The sequence below is a fragment of the Halorubellus litoreus genome (assembly GCF_055378595.1).
In genome coordinates, this window is record NZ_AP043836.1 from 2,939,899 (window position 1) to 2,960,411 (window position 20,513).

Annotated in this window: 21 protein-coding genes; 13 read left to right on the plus strand and 8 right to left on the minus strand. The window is 69.0% G+C overall.

Annotation, left to right across the window (positions count from 1 at the left end; translation table 11 throughout):
• The 3 genes from ACZ48X_RS18890 to ACZ48X_RS18900 are packed head-to-tail and all read left to right on the plus strand — an operon-like array spanning position 1 to position 2,086.
• Complete coding sequence (locus ACZ48X_RS18890) at positions 1 to 1,197, plus strand: exonuclease RecJ (protein WP_336352012.1); 1,197 nt, start codon at positions 1 to 3, stop codon at positions 1,195 to 1,197.
• Positions 1,194 to 1,430, plus strand: a complete 237-nt coding sequence (locus ACZ48X_RS18895; protein ID WP_336352013.1) for a KEOPS complex subunit Pcc1 — start codon at positions 1,194 to 1,196, stop codon at positions 1,428 to 1,430. Before ACZ48X_RS18890 ends, ACZ48X_RS18895 begins: the two co-directional genes overlap by 4 nt.
• Entirely contained in the window at positions 1,427 to 2,086 is a 660-nt protein-coding gene (locus ACZ48X_RS18900; protein ID WP_336352014.1) for a 30S ribosomal protein S3ae, read from the plus strand. The genes ACZ48X_RS18895 and ACZ48X_RS18900 overlap by 4 nt, the downstream gene beginning before the upstream one ends.
• Before the next feature lie 153 nt (positions 2,087 to 2,239).
• Here the strand turns inward: ACZ48X_RS18900 and ACZ48X_RS18905 are convergent, their stop codons facing one another.
• A complete protein-coding gene (locus ACZ48X_RS18905) occupies positions 2,240 to 2,665 on the minus strand; it encodes a plastocyanin/azurin family copper-binding protein (RefSeq protein ID WP_336352015.1) in 426 nt (141 codons plus the stop codon).
• Between the two features lie 180 nt (positions 2,666 to 2,845).
• On the opposite strand from ACZ48X_RS18905, the gene ACZ48X_RS18910 reads away from it, so the two are divergent.
• The 3 genes from ACZ48X_RS18910 (at position 2,846) to ACZ48X_RS18920 (ending at position 6,752) form a co-directional block, all read left to right on the plus strand.
• Complete coding sequence (locus tag ACZ48X_RS18910; RefSeq protein ID WP_336352016.1) at positions 2,846 to 3,568, plus strand: protein sorting system archaetidylserine synthase; 723 nt, start codon at positions 2,846 to 2,848, stop codon at positions 3,566 to 3,568.
• Positions 3,569 to 3,619: 51 nt separating this feature from the next.
• Positions 3,620 to 4,882 carry a HEAT repeat domain-containing protein gene (locus ACZ48X_RS18915; RefSeq protein ID WP_336352017.1) on the plus strand — a complete coding sequence of 421 codons (1,263 nt, stop codon included), beginning with the start codon at positions 3,620 to 3,622 and terminating at the stop codon, positions 4,880 to 4,882.
• A 118-nt stretch (positions 4,883 to 5,000) separates the two neighbouring features.
• Entirely contained in the window at positions 5,001 to 6,752 is a 1,752-nt protein-coding gene (locus ACZ48X_RS18920) for a phospholipase D-like domain-containing protein (RefSeq protein WP_336352018.1), read from the plus strand.
• 48 nt (positions 6,753 to 6,800) lie between these two features.
• On the opposite strand, the gene ACZ48X_RS18925 is transcribed toward ACZ48X_RS18920, so the two are convergent.
• On the minus strand, positions 6,801 to 8,699 hold the full coding sequence (locus ACZ48X_RS18925) for a DHH family phosphoesterase (protein ID WP_336352019.1): 1,899 nt from the start codon (positions 8,697 to 8,699) through the stop codon (positions 6,801 to 6,803).
• Between the two features lie 338 nt (positions 8,700 to 9,037).
• On the opposite strand from ACZ48X_RS18925, the gene ACZ48X_RS18930 reads away from it, so the two are divergent.
• Positions 9,038 to 9,559 (plus strand): Mov34/MPN/PAD-1 family protein, encoded by a 522-nt coding sequence (locus ACZ48X_RS18930; protein WP_336352020.1) that lies wholly within the window; start codon positions 9,038 to 9,040, stop codon positions 9,557 to 9,559.
• On the plus strand, positions 9,560 to 9,991 hold the full coding sequence (locus ACZ48X_RS18935; RefSeq protein ID WP_336352021.1) for an FAD synthase family protein: 432 nt from the start codon (positions 9,560 to 9,562) through the stop codon (positions 9,989 to 9,991).
• Positions 9,992 to 10,007: 16 nt separating this feature from the next.
• Here the strand turns inward: ACZ48X_RS18935 and ACZ48X_RS18940 are convergent, their stop codons facing one another.
• On the minus strand, positions 10,008 to 10,382 hold the full coding sequence (locus tag ACZ48X_RS18940; protein WP_227130630.1) for a CBS domain-containing protein: 375 nt from the start codon (positions 10,380 to 10,382) through the stop codon (positions 10,008 to 10,010).
• 142 nt (positions 10,383 to 10,524) lie between these two features.
• Here ACZ48X_RS18940 and ACZ48X_RS18945 point away from each other — a divergent pair, with 142 nt between their 5' ends.
• Positions 10,525 to 11,199 (plus strand): DNA methyltransferase, encoded by a 675-nt coding sequence (locus tag ACZ48X_RS18945; RefSeq protein WP_336352022.1) that lies wholly within the window; start codon positions 10,525 to 10,527, stop codon positions 11,197 to 11,199.
• Positions 11,200 to 11,242: 43 nt separating this feature from the next.
• On the opposite strand, the gene ACZ48X_RS18950 is transcribed toward ACZ48X_RS18945, so the two are convergent.
• Entirely contained in the window at positions 11,243 to 13,573 is a 2,331-nt protein-coding gene (locus tag ACZ48X_RS18950; protein ID WP_336352023.1) for an amino acid permease, read from the minus strand.
• Positions 13,574 to 13,609: 36 nt separating this feature from the next.
• Positions 13,610 to 13,813 (minus strand): HVO_0649 family zinc finger protein, encoded by a 204-nt coding sequence (locus tag ACZ48X_RS18955; protein WP_336352024.1) that lies wholly within the window; start codon positions 13,811 to 13,813, stop codon positions 13,610 to 13,612.
• Positions 13,814 to 14,023: 210 nt separating this feature from the next.
• Between ACZ48X_RS18955 and ACZ48X_RS18960 the strand changes: the two genes are divergently transcribed.
• A complete protein-coding gene (locus tag ACZ48X_RS18960; RefSeq protein WP_336352025.1) occupies positions 14,024 to 14,791 on the plus strand; it encodes an Lrp/AsnC family transcriptional regulator in 768 nt (255 codons plus the stop codon).
• 2 nt (positions 14,792 to 14,793) lie between these two features.
• Here ACZ48X_RS18960 and ACZ48X_RS18965 read toward each other — a convergent pair whose 3' ends face one another.
• Positions 14,794 to 15,024, minus strand: a complete 231-nt coding sequence (locus ACZ48X_RS18965; protein WP_336352026.1) for a DUF7860 family protein — start codon at positions 15,022 to 15,024, stop codon at positions 14,794 to 14,796.
• A gap of 85 nt (positions 15,025 to 15,109) precedes the next feature.
• Here ACZ48X_RS18965 and ACZ48X_RS18970 point away from each other — a divergent pair, with 85 nt between their 5' ends.
• Positions 15,110 to 15,361 (plus strand): hypothetical protein, encoded by a 252-nt coding sequence (locus ACZ48X_RS18970; RefSeq protein WP_336352027.1) that lies wholly within the window; start codon positions 15,110 to 15,112, stop codon positions 15,359 to 15,361.
• Positions 15,362 to 15,431: 70 nt separating this feature from the next.
• Here the strand turns inward: ACZ48X_RS18970 and ACZ48X_RS18975 are convergent, their stop codons facing one another.
• Positions 15,432 to 16,580 carry a pyridoxal phosphate-dependent aminotransferase gene (locus ACZ48X_RS18975; protein WP_336352028.1) on the minus strand — a complete coding sequence of 383 codons (1,149 nt, stop codon included), beginning with the start codon at positions 16,578 to 16,580 and terminating at the stop codon, positions 15,432 to 15,434.
• Positions 16,577 to 16,990, minus strand: coding sequence for a 6,7-dimethyl-8-ribityllumazine synthase (ribH, locus tag ACZ48X_RS18980; RefSeq protein ID WP_336352029.1), 414 nt, complete (start codon positions 16,988 to 16,990; stop codon positions 16,577 to 16,579). Before ribH ends, ACZ48X_RS18975 begins: the two co-directional genes overlap by 4 nt.
• A gap of 157 nt (positions 16,991 to 17,147) precedes the next feature.
• On the opposite strand from ribH, the gene ACZ48X_RS18985 reads away from it, so the two are divergent.
• Positions 17,148 to 19,292 carry a flippase activity-associated protein Agl23 gene (locus ACZ48X_RS18985; protein WP_336352030.1) on the plus strand — a complete coding sequence of 715 codons (2,145 nt, stop codon included), beginning with the start codon at positions 17,148 to 17,150 and terminating at the stop codon, positions 19,290 to 19,292.
• A gap of 27 nt (positions 19,293 to 19,319) precedes the next feature.
• Entirely contained in the window at positions 19,320 to 20,483 is a 1,164-nt protein-coding gene (locus ACZ48X_RS18990; RefSeq protein ID WP_336352031.1) for a 5-(carboxyamino)imidazole ribonucleotide synthase, read from the plus strand.
• Positions 20,484 to 20,513 lie beyond the last annotated feature (30 nt).

The window sequence follows — 20,513 nt, forward strand, 5'->3', positions numbered from 1 at the left end:
ATGTCGCAGTCAGGTCGCAGTGGTACCGATGGCGGGCTAGACGCGGCGAGCATCGCGACCGAGGTAGCCGACGCGCCGTTCGTGCGCGTCGTCGCTCGCGCGAGCGGCGATGCGGTGGCGGCTGCTGGGTTGCTCGGTCGCGTGCTCGCTGCTCGCGGGACGCCGTTCCAGGTGAGTGTCGGACGCACCATCGAGGACCGGACGCGCCGCGTCGAGGACGCCTCGGCGGGCGACGTGACGGTCGTCGTCGGCGATTCGCGTGCGAGCGACGCCGTGCATCTGGACCCCGACGAGGAGCCGGCGAGCGTCGCGGCGTGGCGGCTCGCTGGCGAACTCGGTGCGACCGCGGACTCGGTGCTGGCGCTCGTCGGCGTCGCCGCTGCTGGCGTGACGCCCGGTGCCGGCTCGAGCGCGCGACTCGTCGAGTCCGCGGAGGCCGGGGGACGGCTCGACCGTCGCCCCGGCGTCGCGGGTCCCGTCGACGACGTCGTGGACGCGCTCGCGCACTCGACGCTCGTGCACGCGTCGTTCTCGGGCGACGAGGACGCTGCGCGGAACGCGCTCGGTGCGTTATCCGTGGATGCGGACGCGGTCACGGGCGACGCCGACCTGTCCGACGACGACCGTCGACGGGTCGCGTCGTTCGTCGCCATCGCCGCGACCGGTGCCGCGGAGGCGCCGGCGCGCTCGGGCGACGCCGTCGAGCGTGCACTCCGCCCGTACGTGCTCGCGGACGCGGACGCGCCGTTCGCGACCGTCGCCGGGTACGCGGACGTGCTCGCGGTGCTCGCGGAGAGCGCCCCGGGCACGGGCGTCGCGGTGGCGCTCGGGCACGACGTCCGCGAGAGCGCGTTGTCGGCGTGGCGCGAGGACGCGACGGCCGCCCACGAGGCGGTCGAGTCGTGCGAGCGCGCTCGTCACGACGGCGTCGTCGTCGTCCACGACGTGGACGCGCCGCTCGCGACGACCGCGCGCCTCGTCCGCGATTACCGCTCGCCGGAACCCGCCGTCGCTGCCATCGACCCTGCTGGAGACGCCGTCGCAGTCGCCGGGACGCCCGACGTGGGCGTCGGCGACGTGCTCGCGCGCGTCACCACGCAGACCGGTGGCGAGCACGACGGCACCGCCGACGCTGGCTACGCGACCATCGACTGCGACACGGACGAGTTCGTCGACTCGCTGAGGGCTGCACTATGAGAACCGCGACCATCGAGACGACCCACGACGACGCCGCGCTCGTTGCGGCGGCGCTCTCACCGGACAACACGAGCGAGATGGAGACGACGGTCGAGGACGGCCGCGTCGTGACGCGTATCGAGCGCGAGACGACGAGCGGTCTCCAGTCGACCGTCGACGACTACGTCGTGAACGTCGGCGTCGCGGAGCAGGTCGTACAGACTGCCAACCAACCAGCCAACCACAACACATGAGCGAACGATCAGTCTCCCGTAAGAAGGACCAGAAACGCTGGTACACGATTCACGCGCCCGAGCAGTTCGGTCGCGAGGAACTCGGTACCACGCCCGCAGACGAACCGGACCAGGTGCTCGGTCGCACCATCGAAACCACGCTCGGCGACCTCAAGCAGGACGCCAGCGAGAACAACACGAAGCTCACGTTCAAGATCAACGACGTCGGGAGCGACGCGGCGTACACCGAGTTCGTGTCCCACGAACTCACGCGAGACTACCTCCGTAGTCTCGTGCGCCGTGGCGCCTCGAAGGTCGAGGCGTACATCACGGTGCTGTCGACGGACGACTACCGCGTCCAGATTCAGCCCGTGGCGTTCACGACGAAGAAGGCGGACGCGAGCCAGGAGAAGGCCATCCGTCGGACGATGATCGACCAGGTCGAGGCCGCTGCCGAGGAGCGCACGTTCGAGGCGCTCGTCGACAGCGTCGTCGAGGGCCGGATGTCCTCGGCGATCTACAGCGACGCGAAGACGATCTACCCGCTGCGCCGCGTCGAGATCCAGAAGATGACGCTCGAGGCGCGTCCCGAGGAGGTCGCCGCCGAGGAGGAGACGGCGGTCGACGTCGACGAGGAGGAGGTCGCGGACGAGATCGAACCCGACGACGAGGAGTAATCGAACTCCCGGGAACGCGGCGTTCGCGTGCCCGAGGCACCTTTCTTCACGTGCAACCGTGGTGTGGGTAGTGCTACGTGTAGTGGTGCGAGTAGTGGTGAGTGGAGTAGTGAGTGACGACGCGGTCGGTCGCCTCCCCGCGGAGTACCGGCGCTACTCCTCGACGACGACGCTGCCGACCATCGCCTGGCGCTCGTGCGGGATGCAGAAGTACTCGAACTCGCCCGCGGTCTCGAACGTGTGCTCGTAGGTGCCGCCGGAGACGATGCCGCCGGCGCCGCGCGTCCACGCGTCCCGCGCCGCTTGCTCGTCGTCGAACCCCCCCGAGGCGAAGTACGCGCCGCCGTCGGGGATGCCGGTGTCGTACGCGGTGACGGTGTGCGAACGACCGCTCGTGTTCTTCCAGACGACCGTGTCGCCGACGGAGACCGTTAGCTCGGCGGGCTCGTAGACGCTGTCACCCATCCCGACGTCGAAGTCGTCGTTCGCGCTACCGGTGCTGTTGAAGACCGCGAGGCAACCCGAGAGTGCGCCCGCTGTCGCGAGTGCGCCGGACGCGAGGACCGAACGGCGGTTCATGCGCGCCGCTTGGGGCCTCCCGGACAAATGCACCGCGGTTCCCGGGGCACGTTCGACCCGTGAACCACCGCGTCCGCCCGGTCAGCGAATCCGGCGTGGCTTGGCCCCGGGCAGGGAGTGACGCGCCTGCGGGCGGGGAGAACGCAAGTCCTATTGGTGCGCTTCACGCAGTCGTTCGATATGTTGCCGCGGTTCGTCGGGCGATTGAGTCTCGCGGACGCCGTCACGACGACGAACGCCTGCCTGGGGTTCGTCGCGGTCGTCGTGGCGTTCGCGGACCCGGAACTCGCGGCGAGACTCGTCCTCCTCGCCGGCATCGCCGACGGCCTCGACGGCGTCGTCGCACGCTACTCGGGTGGGTCGGCGGCCGGCCCGTACCTGGATTCGCTCGCGGACGTCGCGTCGTTCTGTGTCGCGCCAGCGGTCGTCGTGTACGTGACCGTCCGCGACGCCTGGGCGCTCAGCGTCACCGATCCCGAGCCGCTTCTCGCGCTCGTCCTCGCCGTCCCGGCGTTGTTCGTCGCGATGGGCGTCGTCCGCCTCGGCCTCTACACCGCGTACGATACCGCCGACGACCACACCGAGGGCGTGCAGACGACGCTCGCCGCGACCATCCTCGCCGCCGCCGTCCTCTCCGGCGTCACCGACCCGCGCGTCCTCCTCGCCGCCACGGCCGCGTTCGTCTACCTCATGGTGTCCACGGTCACGTACCCGGATTTGCTCGCGCGCGACGCACTCCTCATGGGCGTCGTGCACGCGCTCGCCGTCCTCGTCCCGTACGCGTTCGGGCGGACGTTTCCCTACGCTATCCTCACGCTCGGCGTCGCGTACCTCGTGGCTGGGCCGTGGTTCTACTGGCGCGATGACGACCCCGCGGTCGCGAACCTGTATGGAAACGCTTAGGAAACCGCTGGCCCGACGTTCCCGTATGACTCACACGGCTGGTGTTCGCCCATGAGCGAGGACGAACCCGAGAACGGCGACGCCGACGGCGAGGCAGCCGACGACGCCGAACAGACGGACTACAGCGTCGAGGAACTCCGCGACCGACTCGAGGAACTCCAGGAGCTCCTCGACGCCGCGGAGACCGAAGCCGACCTCGACGACGTGGAGGCCGACGTCGAGTCGCTCGAAGCGGACGTGGAGGCGAGCGACCTCCCCGAACCCGACGATGAGGACGAGGACGCGCCCGAGGAGGAACTCGTCGCGGACATCGAGGACGTCCAGAGCGACCTCGAGGAGGCACGCGGCCCGTACGCCGAGGACGTCGCGAGCGACCTCGGGGACGTCGCGAGCACGGTCGCGGACACGCGCTGGACGGAGGACGGCCACGAGGACGTCCTCGCAGCCGTCGAGACGTTCGTCGACGACGCCGGAGACGCACTCGACGACTCGTTCGACGTCGACGACGAGGAACCCGAAGCGCTCGCGGACGCGCTCGAAGCGGTCGCCGACGCCATCGAGAGCGCCGGCCTCGACGCGGACGACGACGCCGAACTCATCGCCACGCTCCTGGAAGCCACCGAGACGCTCCAGGCCGCGGTCGAGGACGCCGAGGAGTGGGACGACCTCTCCATCCGCGAGCAACTCGACTACCACGGCGTCTACGACCAGGTCGACCACCGGAAGGACTTCCCGCCGGAGTGGCACGCGCTCAAGGTCTACGAGAAGAACTTCGACGCGGAGGGCGTGCTCGTCGTCCTCGACCGCCTGGACTCCGACTTCATGGAGCGTCACTGCATGGAGGTCCTGGAGAAGCTCGGCCCCGAGGAGGCGCTCGACGAGATGAGTCAGCGCGCACAGCGTCGCGACAAGGCCGCGATCCGCATCCTCGGGAAGATCGGGAGCGAGGAGCCCGTGGAGACGCTCGTCGACTACGTGGACGCGGACTCCGACCCCGAGCTCCAGAAGGCGACGTTCCGCGCGCTCGGCGAGATCGGGACCGAAGAGGCGACCCAGCCGATCGCGAACAAGCTCGTCGCGGACAGCGAGGACACGCGCTCGCGCGCCGCTCGCGCACTCGGCCTCATCGGTGACACGCGCGCCATCAGCCCGCTCGCGGACGTCCTCGCGGACGAGGACGAGGCCGACCGCGTGCGCGCCAGCGCCGCGTGGGCACTCAACCAGATCGGGACCGAGGCCGCGCTCGAGGAGGTCTCCGGGTACGTCGACGACCGCGCGTTCATCGTGCAGGCCGAAGCCGAGAAGGTCGCCTGAACGCGTCGCTCGTTCTCACCACGCGTTCGACGGACGGTTCTCGACGCGTTCGTGCATCGACCCCGACAGCGTCCGCTACGCCCGAGGGTTCTTATGTGGAGCCGCGGCCACGGTCGGCGTGTCACGACGGCGTGCGCTCGCGATAGCCCTGGTCTGGCTGCTCGTCGCGCCAGCGATAGCGACCGGCACCGGTCCCGGCCCCGTGGGAGATGTCGAATCGACATCCGCGCCAGCCGCTGCATTCGCGGCGTCTGGGGGGGTGAGTGCGTCCTCGCTACCAGGAGCCCCCGGGAAGAACGAGTCCGGGCCGCGCGTCGCGGCGGTCTACCCGAACCCGGTCGCTGACGGGGACGCTGGCGAGTACGTCCTGCTGTCGTTCCCCGAGCGCACGCACGTCGGTGATTGGGCGCTAACCGACGGCGAGACCACGGTCTCGCTCCCGAACCGGACCGTCTCCGGGTTCGTGCTCGTCGCGGCGAACGTCTCCGCCGCCCGCCGCCTCCGAGCGAGCGCGTCAGCGTCGAGTCACGCCCGAGCGAACGAGAGCGACGGGAGCGAGGCGAGCGGACCGCACGTTCCCGGCGTCACCGCAGCGGGGTTCGCGCTGTCGAACGGCGGCGAACGTCTGGTGCTCGCCCGACCGAACGGCGCGACGGCGCACGCGGTCGCGTACGAGGACGCGCCGGAAGGCGAACGGTACGTCGACGGCACGTTCCGAGCGCTCGGCGCGACCGACCACGCGCCAGCGACCGCAGCGAGCGTCGACGCGCGAGCGTTCGTCACCCCGGACGTCGCCGTCCCCCTCGAACCCATCCGGAACGCGTCGACGAGCGTCTCCCTCGCCGGGTACACGTTCGCGTCCGAACGCGTCGCGACCGCGCTCGGACGCGCCGCCGACCGCGGCGTCGACGTCCGCGTGCTCGTCGACGACGCACCCGTCGGCGGCGTCACCCGACGCCAGGTGAACGTCCTCGAGGACCTCGCCGACGCCGGCATCACGGTCCGTGCACTCGGCGGCGACCGCGCCCGCTACGACTACCATCACGCGAAGTACCTCGTCGCCGACGACGTCGCGGTCGTCCTCACGGAGAACTGGAAACCCTCGGGGACCGGCGGCCACGCGAACCGCGGCTGGGGCGTCGTCCTCCGAGATGCCGAGACTGCGAGCGCGCTCGAAGACGTCTTCGAGGGCGACTGGACCGCGCCCGACGCGCGGAACTGGACGACCGTCACGGTCGACGCCGGCGACCCCGCCACCCGGCCCGCGAACGCCACGTACCCCACGCGGGTCCGTTCGCGGAACGTCACCGCCGAGCGCGTAACCGTGCTCGTCGCGCCCGACAACGCCGAGGCGGCGCTCACCGCGCGCCTCCGGAACGCGACCGACCGCGTGCACGTCCTCCAGATGACCGCCACCCGCGACGGCGTCCTCGTTCGCGAGACCATCGCCGCCGCCCGCCGCGGCGTCGACGTCCGCATCCTCCTCTCCTCGGCGTGGTACGCACGCGAAGAGAACCAAGCCGTCGTCGACGCCCTCAACGCCATCGCCGACCGCGAATCGCTCCCGCTCGACGCACGACTCGTCGACCCCGACGGCCGATTCCGGAAGGTACACGCGAAAGGCGTCGTCGTCGACGACACCGTCGTTCTCGGCTCAATCAACTGGAACGACCACTCGCTCCGCGAGAACCGCGAGGTCGCCGTCGCCCTCCACGGCGACGCCGTCGCCGACTACTACGCCGACGCCCTCGACCGCGACTGGCAAGGCGGCACGAAGACACCCCTCCCCACGTGGCTCGCGGCCGCCACCGCCCTCGCCGTCCTCGTCCTCCTCGCAGCGCTCGCGCGACGCATCCACTTCGAGAACTGACCGCGAACAAGAGAGACCGCGAGACGCACCGACTTCACCGATTCCGATTCAGACGTCGTCGACGGCGGAGAGACTGGAGACGTCCTCGTCGATGTCCGCATCCGCCATCTTCTCGACGAGCGCGTCGAGAACCTCCTCGCGGCGGCCCTTCACGAACTTGATGGAGCCGACGACGAGGTGGCCGCCGCCGGAGACGCCGCCTTCCGCGACCTCCTCGGTGAGTTCCGTCACCATGTTCGGGATGTCCAGTCGAACGCCATCGGAGCGCAACACCGCGAAGTCCGGCCCGTACCCGATCGTGATGACGGGGTCACCGGTCTCCTTGACCTTCCGGTCGTGGATCTCGCCGGTCGTGTTCCCCGGCGCCGGGTACGTGAAGCGCTTCGCGTGATTCTCCACGTCGATTCGGTAGAGCTGCGCGCCGTTCTCCAGCTCTTCGTGCTCGACGTGCTCCATCGCACGGTCGAGTTGGGTCTGTACGCGCTCGCGAGACCGCGACGCGAGGAAGTCCACGAGCTCCTCGTGGCGCTCCTGGTCGTCACAGCGGACGTTCAGCGCGTCGTCGATGAGGTGCTGCCCGGAGTTGTACCGGAGCCAGTGCGCGCCGTAATCGAGCGCCTCCGAGATGTCACGCAGGTCGTCCTCGCTGTAGCCCGCTTCGTTCGCGAGTTCGAGGTAGTCCGTCATCGCTTCGGCCTTCGACCGGTCCGCGAGCCCCGCAACCGCCGGGACGTGGTCGAGTTTGTCCGCGAACTCGGGGTGAATCATGCGCGCCAGCTCCACGCACATCATCCCCGTCGTCACGCGGTAATCCTCGTCGTACAAGTAGGGATTCACGTGATGCGTCAGCAGGTCGTCGACCGCGTCCGGGTCCGGGTGGTGGTGGTCGACGACGACGATGGGGATGTCGTAGTGCGCGAGCGTCTCGTACGCCGGCACGTCCTCCGCCGTGCTTCCGTTGTCGAGCATCAGGAGGAGCGGGAGCTTCTGGCCGTGCCGCGAGCGGTCCTCGAGCGCGAAGTTCAGGTCGCGCGTCGCGTCCTCCATCTCGTAGAACGGCGCCTTCGACGGCAAGCGCTTGAAGAGATGGCGCTTCGCGTCGGCGTCCTCGTGGACGTCCTCGATGAACGCCTCCAACGCCGCCTGCACGGGAACGCTCGCGCACATCCCGTCACCGTCAGCGTGATGCCGCAGTCGAATCGGGCGGCCCTCGATGACGGTCTTCCGGAGTTCCTGCGCGACCGCTTCCAGGTCCGGGCGGAGCTTCTCGAACGCCTCCCACTCCACGAGCGGCTCAACGTCGTTCGGCTCCGCCGCATCCAGCATCGCGCTCTCCAAGCGCTCGTAGACCGCGTCCGCGTCGTCGCCTTCGAGCGTCTCGATGTGCTCGACCTCGATCTGATGCGTGCCCTCGCGCTTCTCCACCTCGCCCGCGATACGCACCACGTCACCGACCTCGATCTCGGGGTGCGCGCGCACGCCAGCGGACGCGAACGCCGTCGCCGGAACCACGCCGTGCTCGTCGCGAACCTGGAACACCGTCGGCCCGCCCGTCTGCTTGATCTGCGTGACCTCGCCCTCGACGTGCACGCGATCACCGAGCTGCGTCGACAACGCACTCGTCGCCGTCAACGCCACGTCCTCCGAGGCACGCTCCACGTCGTACTCGCCCGAAATGTCGGCGAGCACGAACGACAGGTCGCCGTTGTCCCGCACCGACTCCAGTTCCACGACGAGCTCGTCACCGACCGAATACGACCCGTCCAGGTTCGACTCGTGCACGAGACCCGACACCGACTCCGACAGGTCAACGAACACCCCGTACTCGACGACACCGTTCACCGTCGCCAGGTACGGCACGTCCGCATCCACGTCGTCGACGGTACACGCCGGAGCGAGATCGAAGACGACCGGACGCTCCGCCCCGCCGGCAGATTCAGCAGTCATGTTAACCCCGGATTTGCTCCGCCGCCGTTTAATCCTTGCCAAGACGCCCCGCCCCGCCAGAAACCGCCACTTCCACCCTGCAAACCCACTCCCCACTCGCACTCACAACGCCACCACAGCAGCCACCGCACGCCCGACCACACCGCCGAAACGGCTGCCTGGAGGCCGCCGTACGCTCGTGGAGTCCGCATCCGCAACCGGGACGACAGCGACGTGGCCGACTGGACTACCGCACCGCGAACGACACCGCGCCGGGGAAACGGCGGCCTGGTGGCCGCCGTACGCTCGTGGAGTCCGCATCCGCAACGTTCAGGTAGCCGAGACGACGAGATGCGGGCATGGGGTTGTTCGACCGGTTCTTCCGGTCGCGAAACGTCGCGGGTATCGCGCGGGACACGCTCGAGTTCGCGCTCTCGTCGGCCGAGGACACGCACCCGAACGAGTACATGGGGTTCATGCGTGGGACGCCGGCGCGCGAGTTCGACCTCGGCGAAGAGATCCACCCGGACGACTACGTGGTGACGGACGTCCTCGTCATCCCGGGGACGACGTCGAACGAGATGAGTGCGACCGTCGACAACAACATGATTCCCAACGACATGCGGACCGTCGGGTCCATTCACTCGCATCCGAACGGCGTCCTCCGGCCGAGTGACGCCGACCTGGCGACGTTCACGTCCGGGAGCGTGCACGTCATCATGGGCGCGCCGTACCGGACGAGCGACTGGCGCGCGTTCGACCAGGAAGGCGAACCGGCGACGCTCCCGGTCCTCGACGTCGACCTCGACGACCCGGAAGCGTTCTTCGACTTCGACCAGTACGACATCGACGACGAATTACGGTCAGGAGACACCTACTAGATGACACGAGCAATCGCACAGGGCACGTTCGACATCCTCCACCCGGGGCACGTGCACTACCTCGAAGACGCAGCGTCGTACGGCGACGAACTCCACGTCATCATCGCACGGCGCGGGAACGTCACGCACAAGGAGAAACCGATACTCGCCGACCGCCAGCGCCGGGACATGGTCGCCGCGCTCGACGTCGTCGACGAAGCGCACCTCGGGGACCGCGAGGACATCTTCGTGCCCATCGAACGCATCGACCCGGACTACGTCGTGCTCGGGCACGACCAGCATCACGACGAATCGAGCATCCAGGCGGCACTCGAGGATCGCGGTATCGACTGCGAGGTTCGCCGAGCGAGCGCTCGCGAGAAGCGGTACGACGACGAACTCCTGTCGACGGGTCGCATCATCGACCGCATCCTCGACGAACGCGGCGACTGAACGGTCGACTAGCGGTTCACGAGATGGTGCCAGTGACGTCGGTCGACGATATCATGCCGACGTAGTCGTCGTCGACCACGGGCAGGTGCTTGATGCCGTACGTCGTCATCATCGCAGCGACCTCCTCCATGTAGAGGTCCGGGCTGACGGTCTCGACGTCCTCGGTCATCACGTCCCCGACCGTGAGCTCGGAGACGTTCCGGCCCTCGGCGACGGCGTCCAGGACGTCCGTGCTACTGATGATACCGCGCGGGTTCGTCGGCACCACGAGCGCGTTGATGTCCAGTTCGCGCATGCGCTTGGTCGCCTTCATGACGGTCGCGTCCTTCGACACGGTCTCCAGCGGTGACGACATCACGTCCTCGACGGTCACTCGGTCGGACGAATTCATACGAACACTCACGGCGACCACCGTAATGGTGTTTCCGCCGGTGGCAGCGCTTTCGTGGAACGGGCACGACGACAGGCCCAGTCGTGTCGCGCGGTAGCACGCGTCCACAACACTGATTCCGCAGAGTCCGGATGACTGGCTCGTGAGAACGTTCCTGTCCCTCGAGTACGCACACGACACCGCGCTCCCCGCGGACCACGACGACGAGTTCCGGACGCCGCACGCGCTCGTCGAACGGTTCCTCCGCGAGTACTCAGAGCCCGGGGACCGCGTTCTCGATCCGTTCGCGGGATTCGGGACGACGCTCGCGGTCGCCGAGCGACTCGACCGCGAGGGTTACGGTATCGAGTACGACGCCGACCGCGTCGAGCACGCTCGCGACGCGGCGGGGGACGCGGAGGTCGTCCATCACGGGAGCGTCCTCGACCTCGACGACACGTGGGTTCCCGCGTGCGACGTGTGCTTCACGTCGCCGCCGTTCATGGAGCGAACGGACACCCGGAACCCCTTCGAGAACTACGCCGGGGAGAGCACGTACGACGAGTACCTCGAGGACATCGAGCGCGCGTTCTCGCGCGTCGAGTCCGTCCTCGCGCCCGGCGCTCGCGTCGTCCTCGACGTCTCCAACATGAAGTACGAGGAGCGGGTGACGACGCTCGCGTGGGACGTCGCCGACCGCGTCTCGAACGTCCTCCACTACGACGGCGAGGTCGTCGTCGGCTGGGACGCGGGCACCGACCGCGACCACGGCGACGGCACGTTCGGCTACGGCTACGACCACTCGTACTGCCTGACGTTCACGAACGCCACGGGATAGAACCGTCAGCGTGGCCGATGATAGCGCCCTCGCGAGTCCGCTGTCAGTCCGCGTGCGACGGTGCCGAGCGCCCGTCCTGCTCGGGCTGTTGCAGGCGCCTGCGGACGTACCGATAGACCGGGAAGAGGTAGTCCTCCAGGCGCTCGTGGAACCGCTGCTTGCTCGCGTACACGAGGACCGGCGTCCCGGACGCTCGCGCGCGGTCGACGACCCTGTCCGGCGTGCTCCCGAACACCCACTGGCGGAGTCGGCGGTCGCGCGACGCGCCGATGAGGAGCACGCCGCCGTTCTCAGCAGCGGTCTGCACGAGCCCGTCCGCGACGGAGCCAGCGGTGACGTTCGCCACCTCCACGGCGTCCACGCGCGAGAGCTCGGAGAGCGATTGCGCGGGGTCCTCTCGCGTCCCACCGTCGCCGGTCGGTTGGACGTTCACGAGGTTCACGTCGGCGCCGGCGTGTCCGAGTGCGTCCGCGAGCGAGAGCAGGGCCTGCTGGTGCGGGCCGCCGCCGACGCCGATGTTGACGGTGCCGAGGTCTTCGACGGTGGTCTCGCGGCCCGCGTACACGACGTCACAGGGCGCCTTGAACTCGACCGCTTCCGTGAGGTCCGGGCGGTCTTCCGGGTATCCCATGAGGAGGAGGTCGGCGCGTTCGTCGCGCGCGGTCTGCACGATGTCGAACGCGACGTCGCGACTCAGGTGCCCCTCGACGGCGTACTCGACGTCGACGCCGGCGTCGGCGAGACTCTCCTCGATCCGGTGGACGCGCTCGGTCGCGGTGTCACGGACCAACTCGTTCGGCGTCTGGTCCGGGAGTTCCGTGACCGTCAAGACGTGGACGTAGGGGTCCTCGCCGCGCGCCGTCGCGATAGCGGCCGCGAGCCGGACGTACCCGGCCGCGCGCTCCGGACGCGCCACCGGGACGACGACCGTGAAGCGGTCCTCCGGAACGGTGCGTTCGGTGTCGGTCGCCGCCGAAGACCCCGTTGGTTCGACGACGCGTTCGACGAGTTCGTCGGCATCGGGCGCCCCGCCCCACGCGACGTAGAGGAGGACGCCCGACAGCGTGAGGAGGACGCCCGTTGCGACGCCGTCCAGTGGGAGGTTGTAGATGAGTGCGAGGTTCGCCAGGATGCCGACGGCGGGGACGACCGGCACGCCCGGGACGCGGAACCCGCGCTCGACGTCCGGGAACCGCCGGCGCGAGTACACGAGCGCGCCGTTCACGACCGCCAGCGGGAGCAGGAGGTTCAGCGTGGCGAACCCGGTGAGCGCGTCGAGACCGAGGTGGAGTCCGGCGAGCGCGGCGCCGTGCGCGGGGAAGACCGCGATGAACGCGACGATGAGCGCGACGATGACGCCCGTCGCGGCGGCGATGCTCCACGACGGCGTCCCGAACGACGGATGGATGCGGGAGAACTGCCGGGGTGCCTGCCCTTGCCGTCCCATGAGTGACCCGATGCTGGACGCGGCGAGGATGGAGGCGTTCGACGCGGAGACCATCGAGAAGATGGCGCCGGCGACGATGAGACTCCGGCCGACCGGGCCGAGGAACGAGGCGGCGACGCGCCCCATCGCGGTCTCGCCTTCTTGCGCGATGACCTCCGCGGGGACGGGGGAGTTCACCATCGCCACGATGACGAACGCGTACAGGACCGTGACGGTGGCGATGCTGGCGGCTATCGCGTACGGGACCGTCCGCTGAGGTTCGATGATCTCGCCGGCGCTCGCCGCGATGGCCGAGAACCCGAAGAACGTGATGAACGCGAGCGCCGCGATGGAGAGCACGTCGACCGCACCCGGTAGCGGGGCGAACCCACCGGCGAACGTGTCGACGGCGCTCGCTGGCCCGCGGTACGCGAACGCGCCGCCGACGAACGCGAACAGTACCGCGACCTTCGCGCCCGTGACCATGAGCTGGAACGTCCCGGATTCCTCGGTCCCGCGAGCGTTCAGGACGCCAAGTAGGACCGCGGCGAGGACCGCCGTCGTGCCGTGGGGAAGGAAGTGCAGTGATTCCGGGAGGACGAAGCGGACGACCCATTCGTCCATCGTCGCGAGGTAGAACGCGGTCGTCCCCGTGTACCCGAGGAATAGCGACATCCCGATGGCGTACGTGAGTCGGTCGCGGTCCTCGAACGTCCGCGAGCAGAAGAGGTAGCCGCCGCCGTTCTCCGAGTAGATTGACGCGAACTCGGAGTACGCCGCGGCGGTGACGCTCGCGACGAGTGCCGCGATGACGAACGCGACGACCGCGCTCGACCCGATCTCGGCGACGGCGGTCCCCGAGAGGGAGAAGATACCGGCGGCGATCATCGTTCCGAGGCCGATAGCGAACGCGACCTTGAAATCGAGCGTGCGTGTGTGTTCTACCATCAGTATCGAGTGATGCGAGTGTTTTCGTGCGGTGCGTCAGTCGCCCGAGATGGAGAGGGTGTGTTCGCGCACGGCGCCGCACTGCGGGCACTCGTGGAAGTAGTGGACTTCGCTGCCGTTGGTCTCACTCTGCCAGTGGCCGTCGTCGTCCTCGTACCCGCACTCGGCGCAGGTGAGTTCCTCGTGGTCGTAGTGCGACCGCAATCGTTCCATCGGTGACAGACCGTCTTCAGTCGCCATACCACCACCTCTAGAATGAGGATACAAAAACTAGCAGGGTATAGAATTTGCTAATAGATAATGAGGAGGGCGTGTATTAGGCATTGAGGATTCTAGTGGGTGGGCTGTCGTGTCTTCGACAGTTCGCTAACCAGGACTGGGCTGGGGCGTCGCGTCCGCCGTGGTACCGGGTGCGTAATGCATTTCTTCGGACCGAGAGTACGTTCGGACGTGAACTACCGCATCGACGAGATCGACCAACTGATACTGTATCATCTCGCGGCGGACGCCAGGAACACGTCCGCACCGATGATCGCCGAGGAGGTCGACGTCACGCCCGCGACCATCCGGAACCGCATCCGGCAACTGGAGGAGAACGGCATCATCCGCGGGTATCACGCCGACGTCGACTACGAGGCGACCGACGGGAAGGTCGTGACGCAGTTCACGTGCACCGTGCCCGTCAGCGAGCGGTCGGCTATCGCGTCCGAGGCGCTCTCGAAGCGCGGCGTGGTGAACGTCCGAGAGCTCCTCGCGGGCCAGGACAACCTCCTCATCACGGCCGTGGGGGAGACGACCGACGACATCGACCGCATCGCGCGAGTGCTCTCGGACCTCGGCGCGACCATCAAACGCGAGGACATCCTGCGGAACGAGTCGTTCCGCCCCTACCAGTCGTTCGCGCCGAACGGGGACGAACCGCAGTCCGCGGTCCGGGACTTCCAGAACGTCGTCGGTGGTGCGGAGGTCGTCGAGTTCACGGTCTCGGAGGACGCGGAGATACGGGGGCTAACCCTCGAAGACGCGAACGACGAGGGGTTGCTCTCGGACGAGGTGCTGGTGGTCAGTATCGAGCGCGGCGAGGAGCGCATCACGCCGAACGGGGAGACTCGCATCGACGCTGGCGACGTCGTCTCCATCTTCTCGCCCGGGACGTTCCCGGAGGATCTCGTCGCTGCATTCGAGTCCCGCGACGCGAACCACACGCGAGCGGAGTGACGTCACTCCGTCAACGGCAGGACGATACCGAAGACGAACGGTGAACAGAGCGCGATGAGGACGCCGAGGACGGCTGCACTGACGAGCAACTGGTGTTCCCACGCCGGCACCGTGCCGCCGTACTGGCTGAGGAAGGCATCACCGACCTCGCCGACGATCAGGAGGCACACGCCGAGGAGGAAGCTGCGTTTCGTGAGCGAGGGATAGTCGAGGTCGCCGTATCGACCGGTCATAGCGTTACGAGCAACCTCGGATATAAAAGTAGTTTCGGTTGCGAAAACCGAAAGGGCTTCAGATACTGATTGCCAACCGCCGGGCATGCTATCGACTGTGGGCGAGGTCGTCCCCGAACTCTTGCAGGTACTGTTCTTCGGCTCGGTCGGCGTTTCCCTCTCGGTGGGCGGCGCCTACGTCGAGCGGTTCGCGTTCGACATGCTCCGGTCGGGCGACACCGTCCTCGCCGCGTGGGGGGCAGTGCTGGGTGCCGTCCTCCTCGGGTTCGCGTACATCGTGGTCCGAGACAGCCTCGCGCCGATCCTCCGGGACCTCCGAGAGGGGGCGCGGAACTGACCACTGGCTGAGGGGACGCTGTCGAACCAAACAGGAGAGAATCCGGAGCGGACCGCTCGGTACCGCGTGCTTACAGCAGACCTTCGTCGGCGAGTCGCTGCACGCCCTCCTTCAGGCGTTCCTCGCTCGCGGCGTAGGACAGTCGCGCGTAGCCGGGCGTGCCGAACGCGCTCCCGGGGACGGTGGCGACGTGCGCGTCCTCGATGGCGGCTTCGCACCACGCTTGGTCGTCGTCGGCGACCTCGGGCATGAGGTAGAACGCCCCGTCGGGCGTCGCCGCGTGCACGCCGTGGTCGTCGAAGAGGTCCACGAGGAGGTCCCGGCGGGACTCGAACGCCTCCACCATCTCCGCGACCGCGTCCTCGGTGTTCTGGAGTGCCTCAACGCCCGCGTGCTGCACGAAGTTCACCGCACAGGAGACGGAGTGCGAGTGGAGCTTGCTGGATTGGTCGACGAGCGCCTGGGGCGCCGCGTAGTAGCCCAGCCGCCACCCCGTCATCGAGTACGCCTTCGAGAACCCGTTCAGGGTGATGGTGCGGTCGCCCATCCCGTCCAGGCTCCCGAGGCTTGTGGACTCGACGCCGTACGTGATCTCCTTGTATATCTCGTCGCTGATGACCGCGACGTCGTGCTCGACGGCGAGGTCCCGCACGCCCTCCATCGCCGCGTCCGAGTACACTGCGCCGGTGGGGTTGCTCGGCGAGTTCACGACGAGCAACTCGGTGTCGTCGCTCACGACGTCCGCGAGTTCGTCGAGCGCCGGTTCGAGCTGGAAGTCGTACGGCGACGTGTCCACGCGACTGAGCGTGCCGCCCGCCATCTTCACCATCGCCTCGTATGACACCCACGCCGGGTCCAGGAGCACGACCTCGTCGCCGTCGTCGATGAGGCTCATGATGACCTCGAACAGGCCCTGCTTGCCGCCGGGCGTCACCACGACCTCGTCGGTCGCGTAATCGAGGCCGTCGTCCGCGAGCTTGTCGACGATGGCGTCCTTCAGTTCGGGGATGCCGTTACTGGACGTGTAGCCGGTGTGGCCGGCGTCCATCGCGTCCTTCCCCGCCTGCACGACGTTCTCCGGGGTCGGGAAGTCTGGTTCACCGACGCTCAAGTCCACCACGTCGTGCCCCTCCGCTTCGAGTTCGGAGGCGGCGTTCGAGATGGCCAGCGTCGCGCTCGGTTCCACGCGTTCGACGCGAGAAGCGAAATCCATGGTCATGAGTCGTCCTCGAGTTCAGCGACCAGGTCGAGCGCGCCGTCGACCGCGTGCGCGGCGTTCTCGACGCGCTCCCTGGCTTCCGCACCGCTCATACCCGGCCCGGTCACGCCGAGGGTCACGGGGGTGTCCCGCTCCAGGCTCACGTCCGTGAGCTTCTGGGCGGTCGCGTTCCCGATGACCTCGTCGTGGTTCGTGTCGCCGGTGACGATCGCGCCGACGACCGCGACCGCGTCGACGTCGTCCCGTCGCGCCAGTCGGTCCGCCGCCAGCGGCGAGTCGTACGCGCCGGGGACCGACGTGACGTCGACGACCTCGGCGTCGCGCGCCTCGGCCGCCGACAGCGCAGCGTCCTCCATCTCCGCGGTGACCGACCGATTGAATTCGGCAACCACCAGTCCGAGCCGTGCCATACACCACCGGTTGCCGAGACGCCACAAGAACCTACCGGGACCGGACGCCCGAGCAAACGTTGCCACAGCATCGTGGGTTGCGAATCGCTTCGGGCGCGCGGTCCGCGGTCACGGGGATTGGCAAAGCCCTTACCCTCCGGGGAACAGGTGGGGGACGATGACCTCTCGTCGGACCGACCGACGCGGCACGTTCGCCGCGCTGCTCGCGCTCGCGGTCGCCGGAACGCTCGCCCGGTTGCTCGCGCTCGGCGACCGCATCGCGTCCTGGGGCGAGGCGCGCCTCGGGTACGACGTCCTCCGGTACGCCGCGACCGGCGTCTTCGAGTACCGCCCGGTCACGCACGGCCCGTTGCTCTACCACGTCGACCGCGTCCTCTTCGAACTCGTCGGCGCGTCCGACCTCGTCGCGCGCCTCCCCGTCGCGGTCGTCGGCGGCCTCCTCCCGCTGGCGGCGTGGCTGTTCCGCGACCACCTCCGGGACAGCGAACTGCTCGCGTTCGGCGTCCTCCTCGCCGCGAACCCCGTGCTCGTCTACTACTCGCGATACCTCCGGAACGACGTCCTCGTCGCCGCGTTCGCGCTCGCCGCGCTCGGGTTCCTCGTCCGCACGCGACACAGCGGGAACCCGCGGTACCTGTACGCCGCGAGCACGTTCGGCGCGCTCGCGTTCGCGTCGAAAGCCAACGCCCTCCTCTACGTCGCGTTCTGGGTCGCCGCTGGGCTCGTCGTCGCGGACCAGCGCGCGTTCCTCCGCGCCGTCGCCCGACGACCCGTCTTCGACCATCGCCGCGGCGGCGAACTCGTCGCCGCGGTCCGGGCGCGCGGCACGCCCGAGATGGCGGTCGTCGCGGTCTTCAACCCCGTCGTCGTCCTCGCGTTCGGGCCGTTCTCGACGGTCGTCGTCGCCATCCTCGTTGCCGTCGTCGCGCTCCTCGCCGGACTCGCGCTCCAGGACGCCGACCGCATCGTCGACCGGAACGCGGTCTGGCTCGTCGGCGGCGTCGTCGCCGCGTACGTCGGCGCCTCCGGCTTCCTCGGGTCGCCGCTCGCGACCGGGAGCCGCGACGTCGCGTTCGCGCTCACGTGGGTCGCCGCCGCCGCGGGCATCGTCGGCGTCCTCCTCCGCGGCACCGACCTCGGCGCGCGCGTCCGCCGATGGCGCGCGCCCGGCGTCCTCGCAACCGTCTGGTTCCTCGTGCTGACGCTCTTCCTTTTCGCACCACGGAACCCCGACGGCCTCGGCCTCTGGAGTTCGCTCGCGGACCCGCTCGCGCTCCCCGCGCTCGTCGAAGCCGGGCTCGTCCATCCGCTCGCGGACTACTACGGCGTCTGGGTCGCGAGCAACCACAACGACTACCTCACGTTCACGCTCCCGCTCCTCCTGACGCTCGCGGTCACGAGCCTCACCGTCGTCACCGCTGGCGTCCTCGGGTTCCTCGCGAACCGCTACGGCGAGCGCGACGAACTCGTCGAGTTCGCACTCGTCTGGGCTGGTCTCGCCGCGCTCGTCACCCCGCTCGCGATGCTCGTGAACGCTCCCTGGCACGCCGTCCACGTCGTCGTCCCGCTCGCCATCCCCGCCGCGGTCGCCCTCGCCGCGGTCGCCAGACGCCTCGCGACGGCAGCGCGCGACCGCGACCCCGGCGTCGCCGGCGTCGCCGCCATCGTCCTCTGCGTCGCGCTTGCGGTCCCCCTCACGACCGCCGCCGGCACCGCGTACCTCCACCCGCAGAGCCAGGACAACCCGCTCGTCCAGTACGGCCAGCCCGCCGACGACGTCCGCGACACCCTCGAACGCGTCGACGCCGCAGCCGCGGCGAACGACGACGGCCCGGACGTCGTCTACTACGGCGCGTACTTCTACCTGGAGAACCCCGACCGCGTCGACCGCCTCCCCGTCGGCGACGTCTACACGCAGCGCGACGACGGCGAGTACGAACTCGTCGAAGCGAACGAAGGCTGGTACAACCGCCTGCCGCTCCCGTGGTACACCGAAGCGATGAACGCCACGACCGACAGCGCGCGGACGCTCGCCGGCCTCGAAGACCTCGCAGCGACCGACCCGCCCGTCGTCGTCGTCCGCTCGCAGCTCGCCGGGAACGTCTCCACGGTACTCGGTGGCGGCTACGACCGGACGACGTTCAACCTCACCCAGCGCAACGTCACCGTCACCGTCTTCGTCGACCGCGACACCGATGTCGCCGGCGCGCTCGACGAGCCAGCAGTCGGCGGGTCGACGAACGCGACCGACCGCGCGGCCATCACGGCCGCCGGTCGCGCGCATGAAAGGAGGAACCGTTAAGCGCCGGCCCCCAGAACCCCTCGCGTGATGACCACGCTCTCGACGCCCGGCCCGACGCTCGGGGTCGTCGGCGGCGGCCAGCTCGGACGGATGCTCGCCGAAGCCGCCTCGCCCCTCGGCGTCGACGTCCTCGTTCTCGACCCGACAACCGACTGTCCGGCCGCGCCACCGGCGCGCGACCAGATCGTCGCCGAGTTCGACGACACCGACGCCATCCGCGACCTCGCCGAACGCGCGGATTACCTCACGTTCGAGATCGAACTCGCCGACCAGGACGCGCTCGAACGCATCGAGCGCGACACGGGCGTCCCCTGTCACCCCAAGCCCGCGACGCTCGATCTCATCCACGACAAGCTCGTCCAGAAGCGCGCGCTCGCCGACGCCGGCGTCCCCGTCCCGGACTTCCGCGAGGTGGAATCACCGGGCGACGTCGCTGACGCGCTCGACGACCTCGGCGCGCCAGCGATGCTGAAGGCGCGCACCGGCGGGTACGACGGTCGCGGGAACATCCCAGTGGACGAGGACACCGACCACGCCGCGGCGCTCGCCGAGGTCGGCGGCGAAGGGAACGCGATGGTCGAATCGTTCGTCGACTACGAGCGCGAACTCTCCGTCATCGCCGTCCAGGGCGACGACGGGACCGCCGCGTTCCCCGTCGGCGAGAACGTTCACCGCGAGCAGATACTCCGCGAGACCGTCGTCCCCGCCCGAACGAGCGACGACGTCCGCGACCGCGCTCGCGACGTCGCACTCGACGTCCTCGACGTCCTCGACGGCCGCGGCGTCTACGGCATCGAGCTCTTCGAGCACGCGGACGGCAGCATCTCCGTCAACGAGATCGCACCCCGCCCGCACAACTCCGGGCACTGGACGATCGAAGGCGCGCACTCCAGCCAGTTCGAGCAGCACGTCCGCGCCGTCCTCGGATGGCCGCTCGCCGCCACCGGCCTCCGCGGCCCGACCGCGATGGCGAACCTCCTCGGCGACGGCACCGACTCGCGGGACGCCGCCATCGCGGACGTCGACGCCATCCTCGAAGCGCCCGGCGCGAACCTCCACTGGTACGGCAAACGCGAGACGCGCCCGCTCCGGAAGATGGGTCACGTCACGTGCGTCCAGACGGCCGACGAATCGGTCGGCGACCTGCTCGCCGGCGCCCGCACCCTCCGCGACAGCATCGCGTTCGACTGACCCACACCCAGCGAAGCCTCACACCAACCA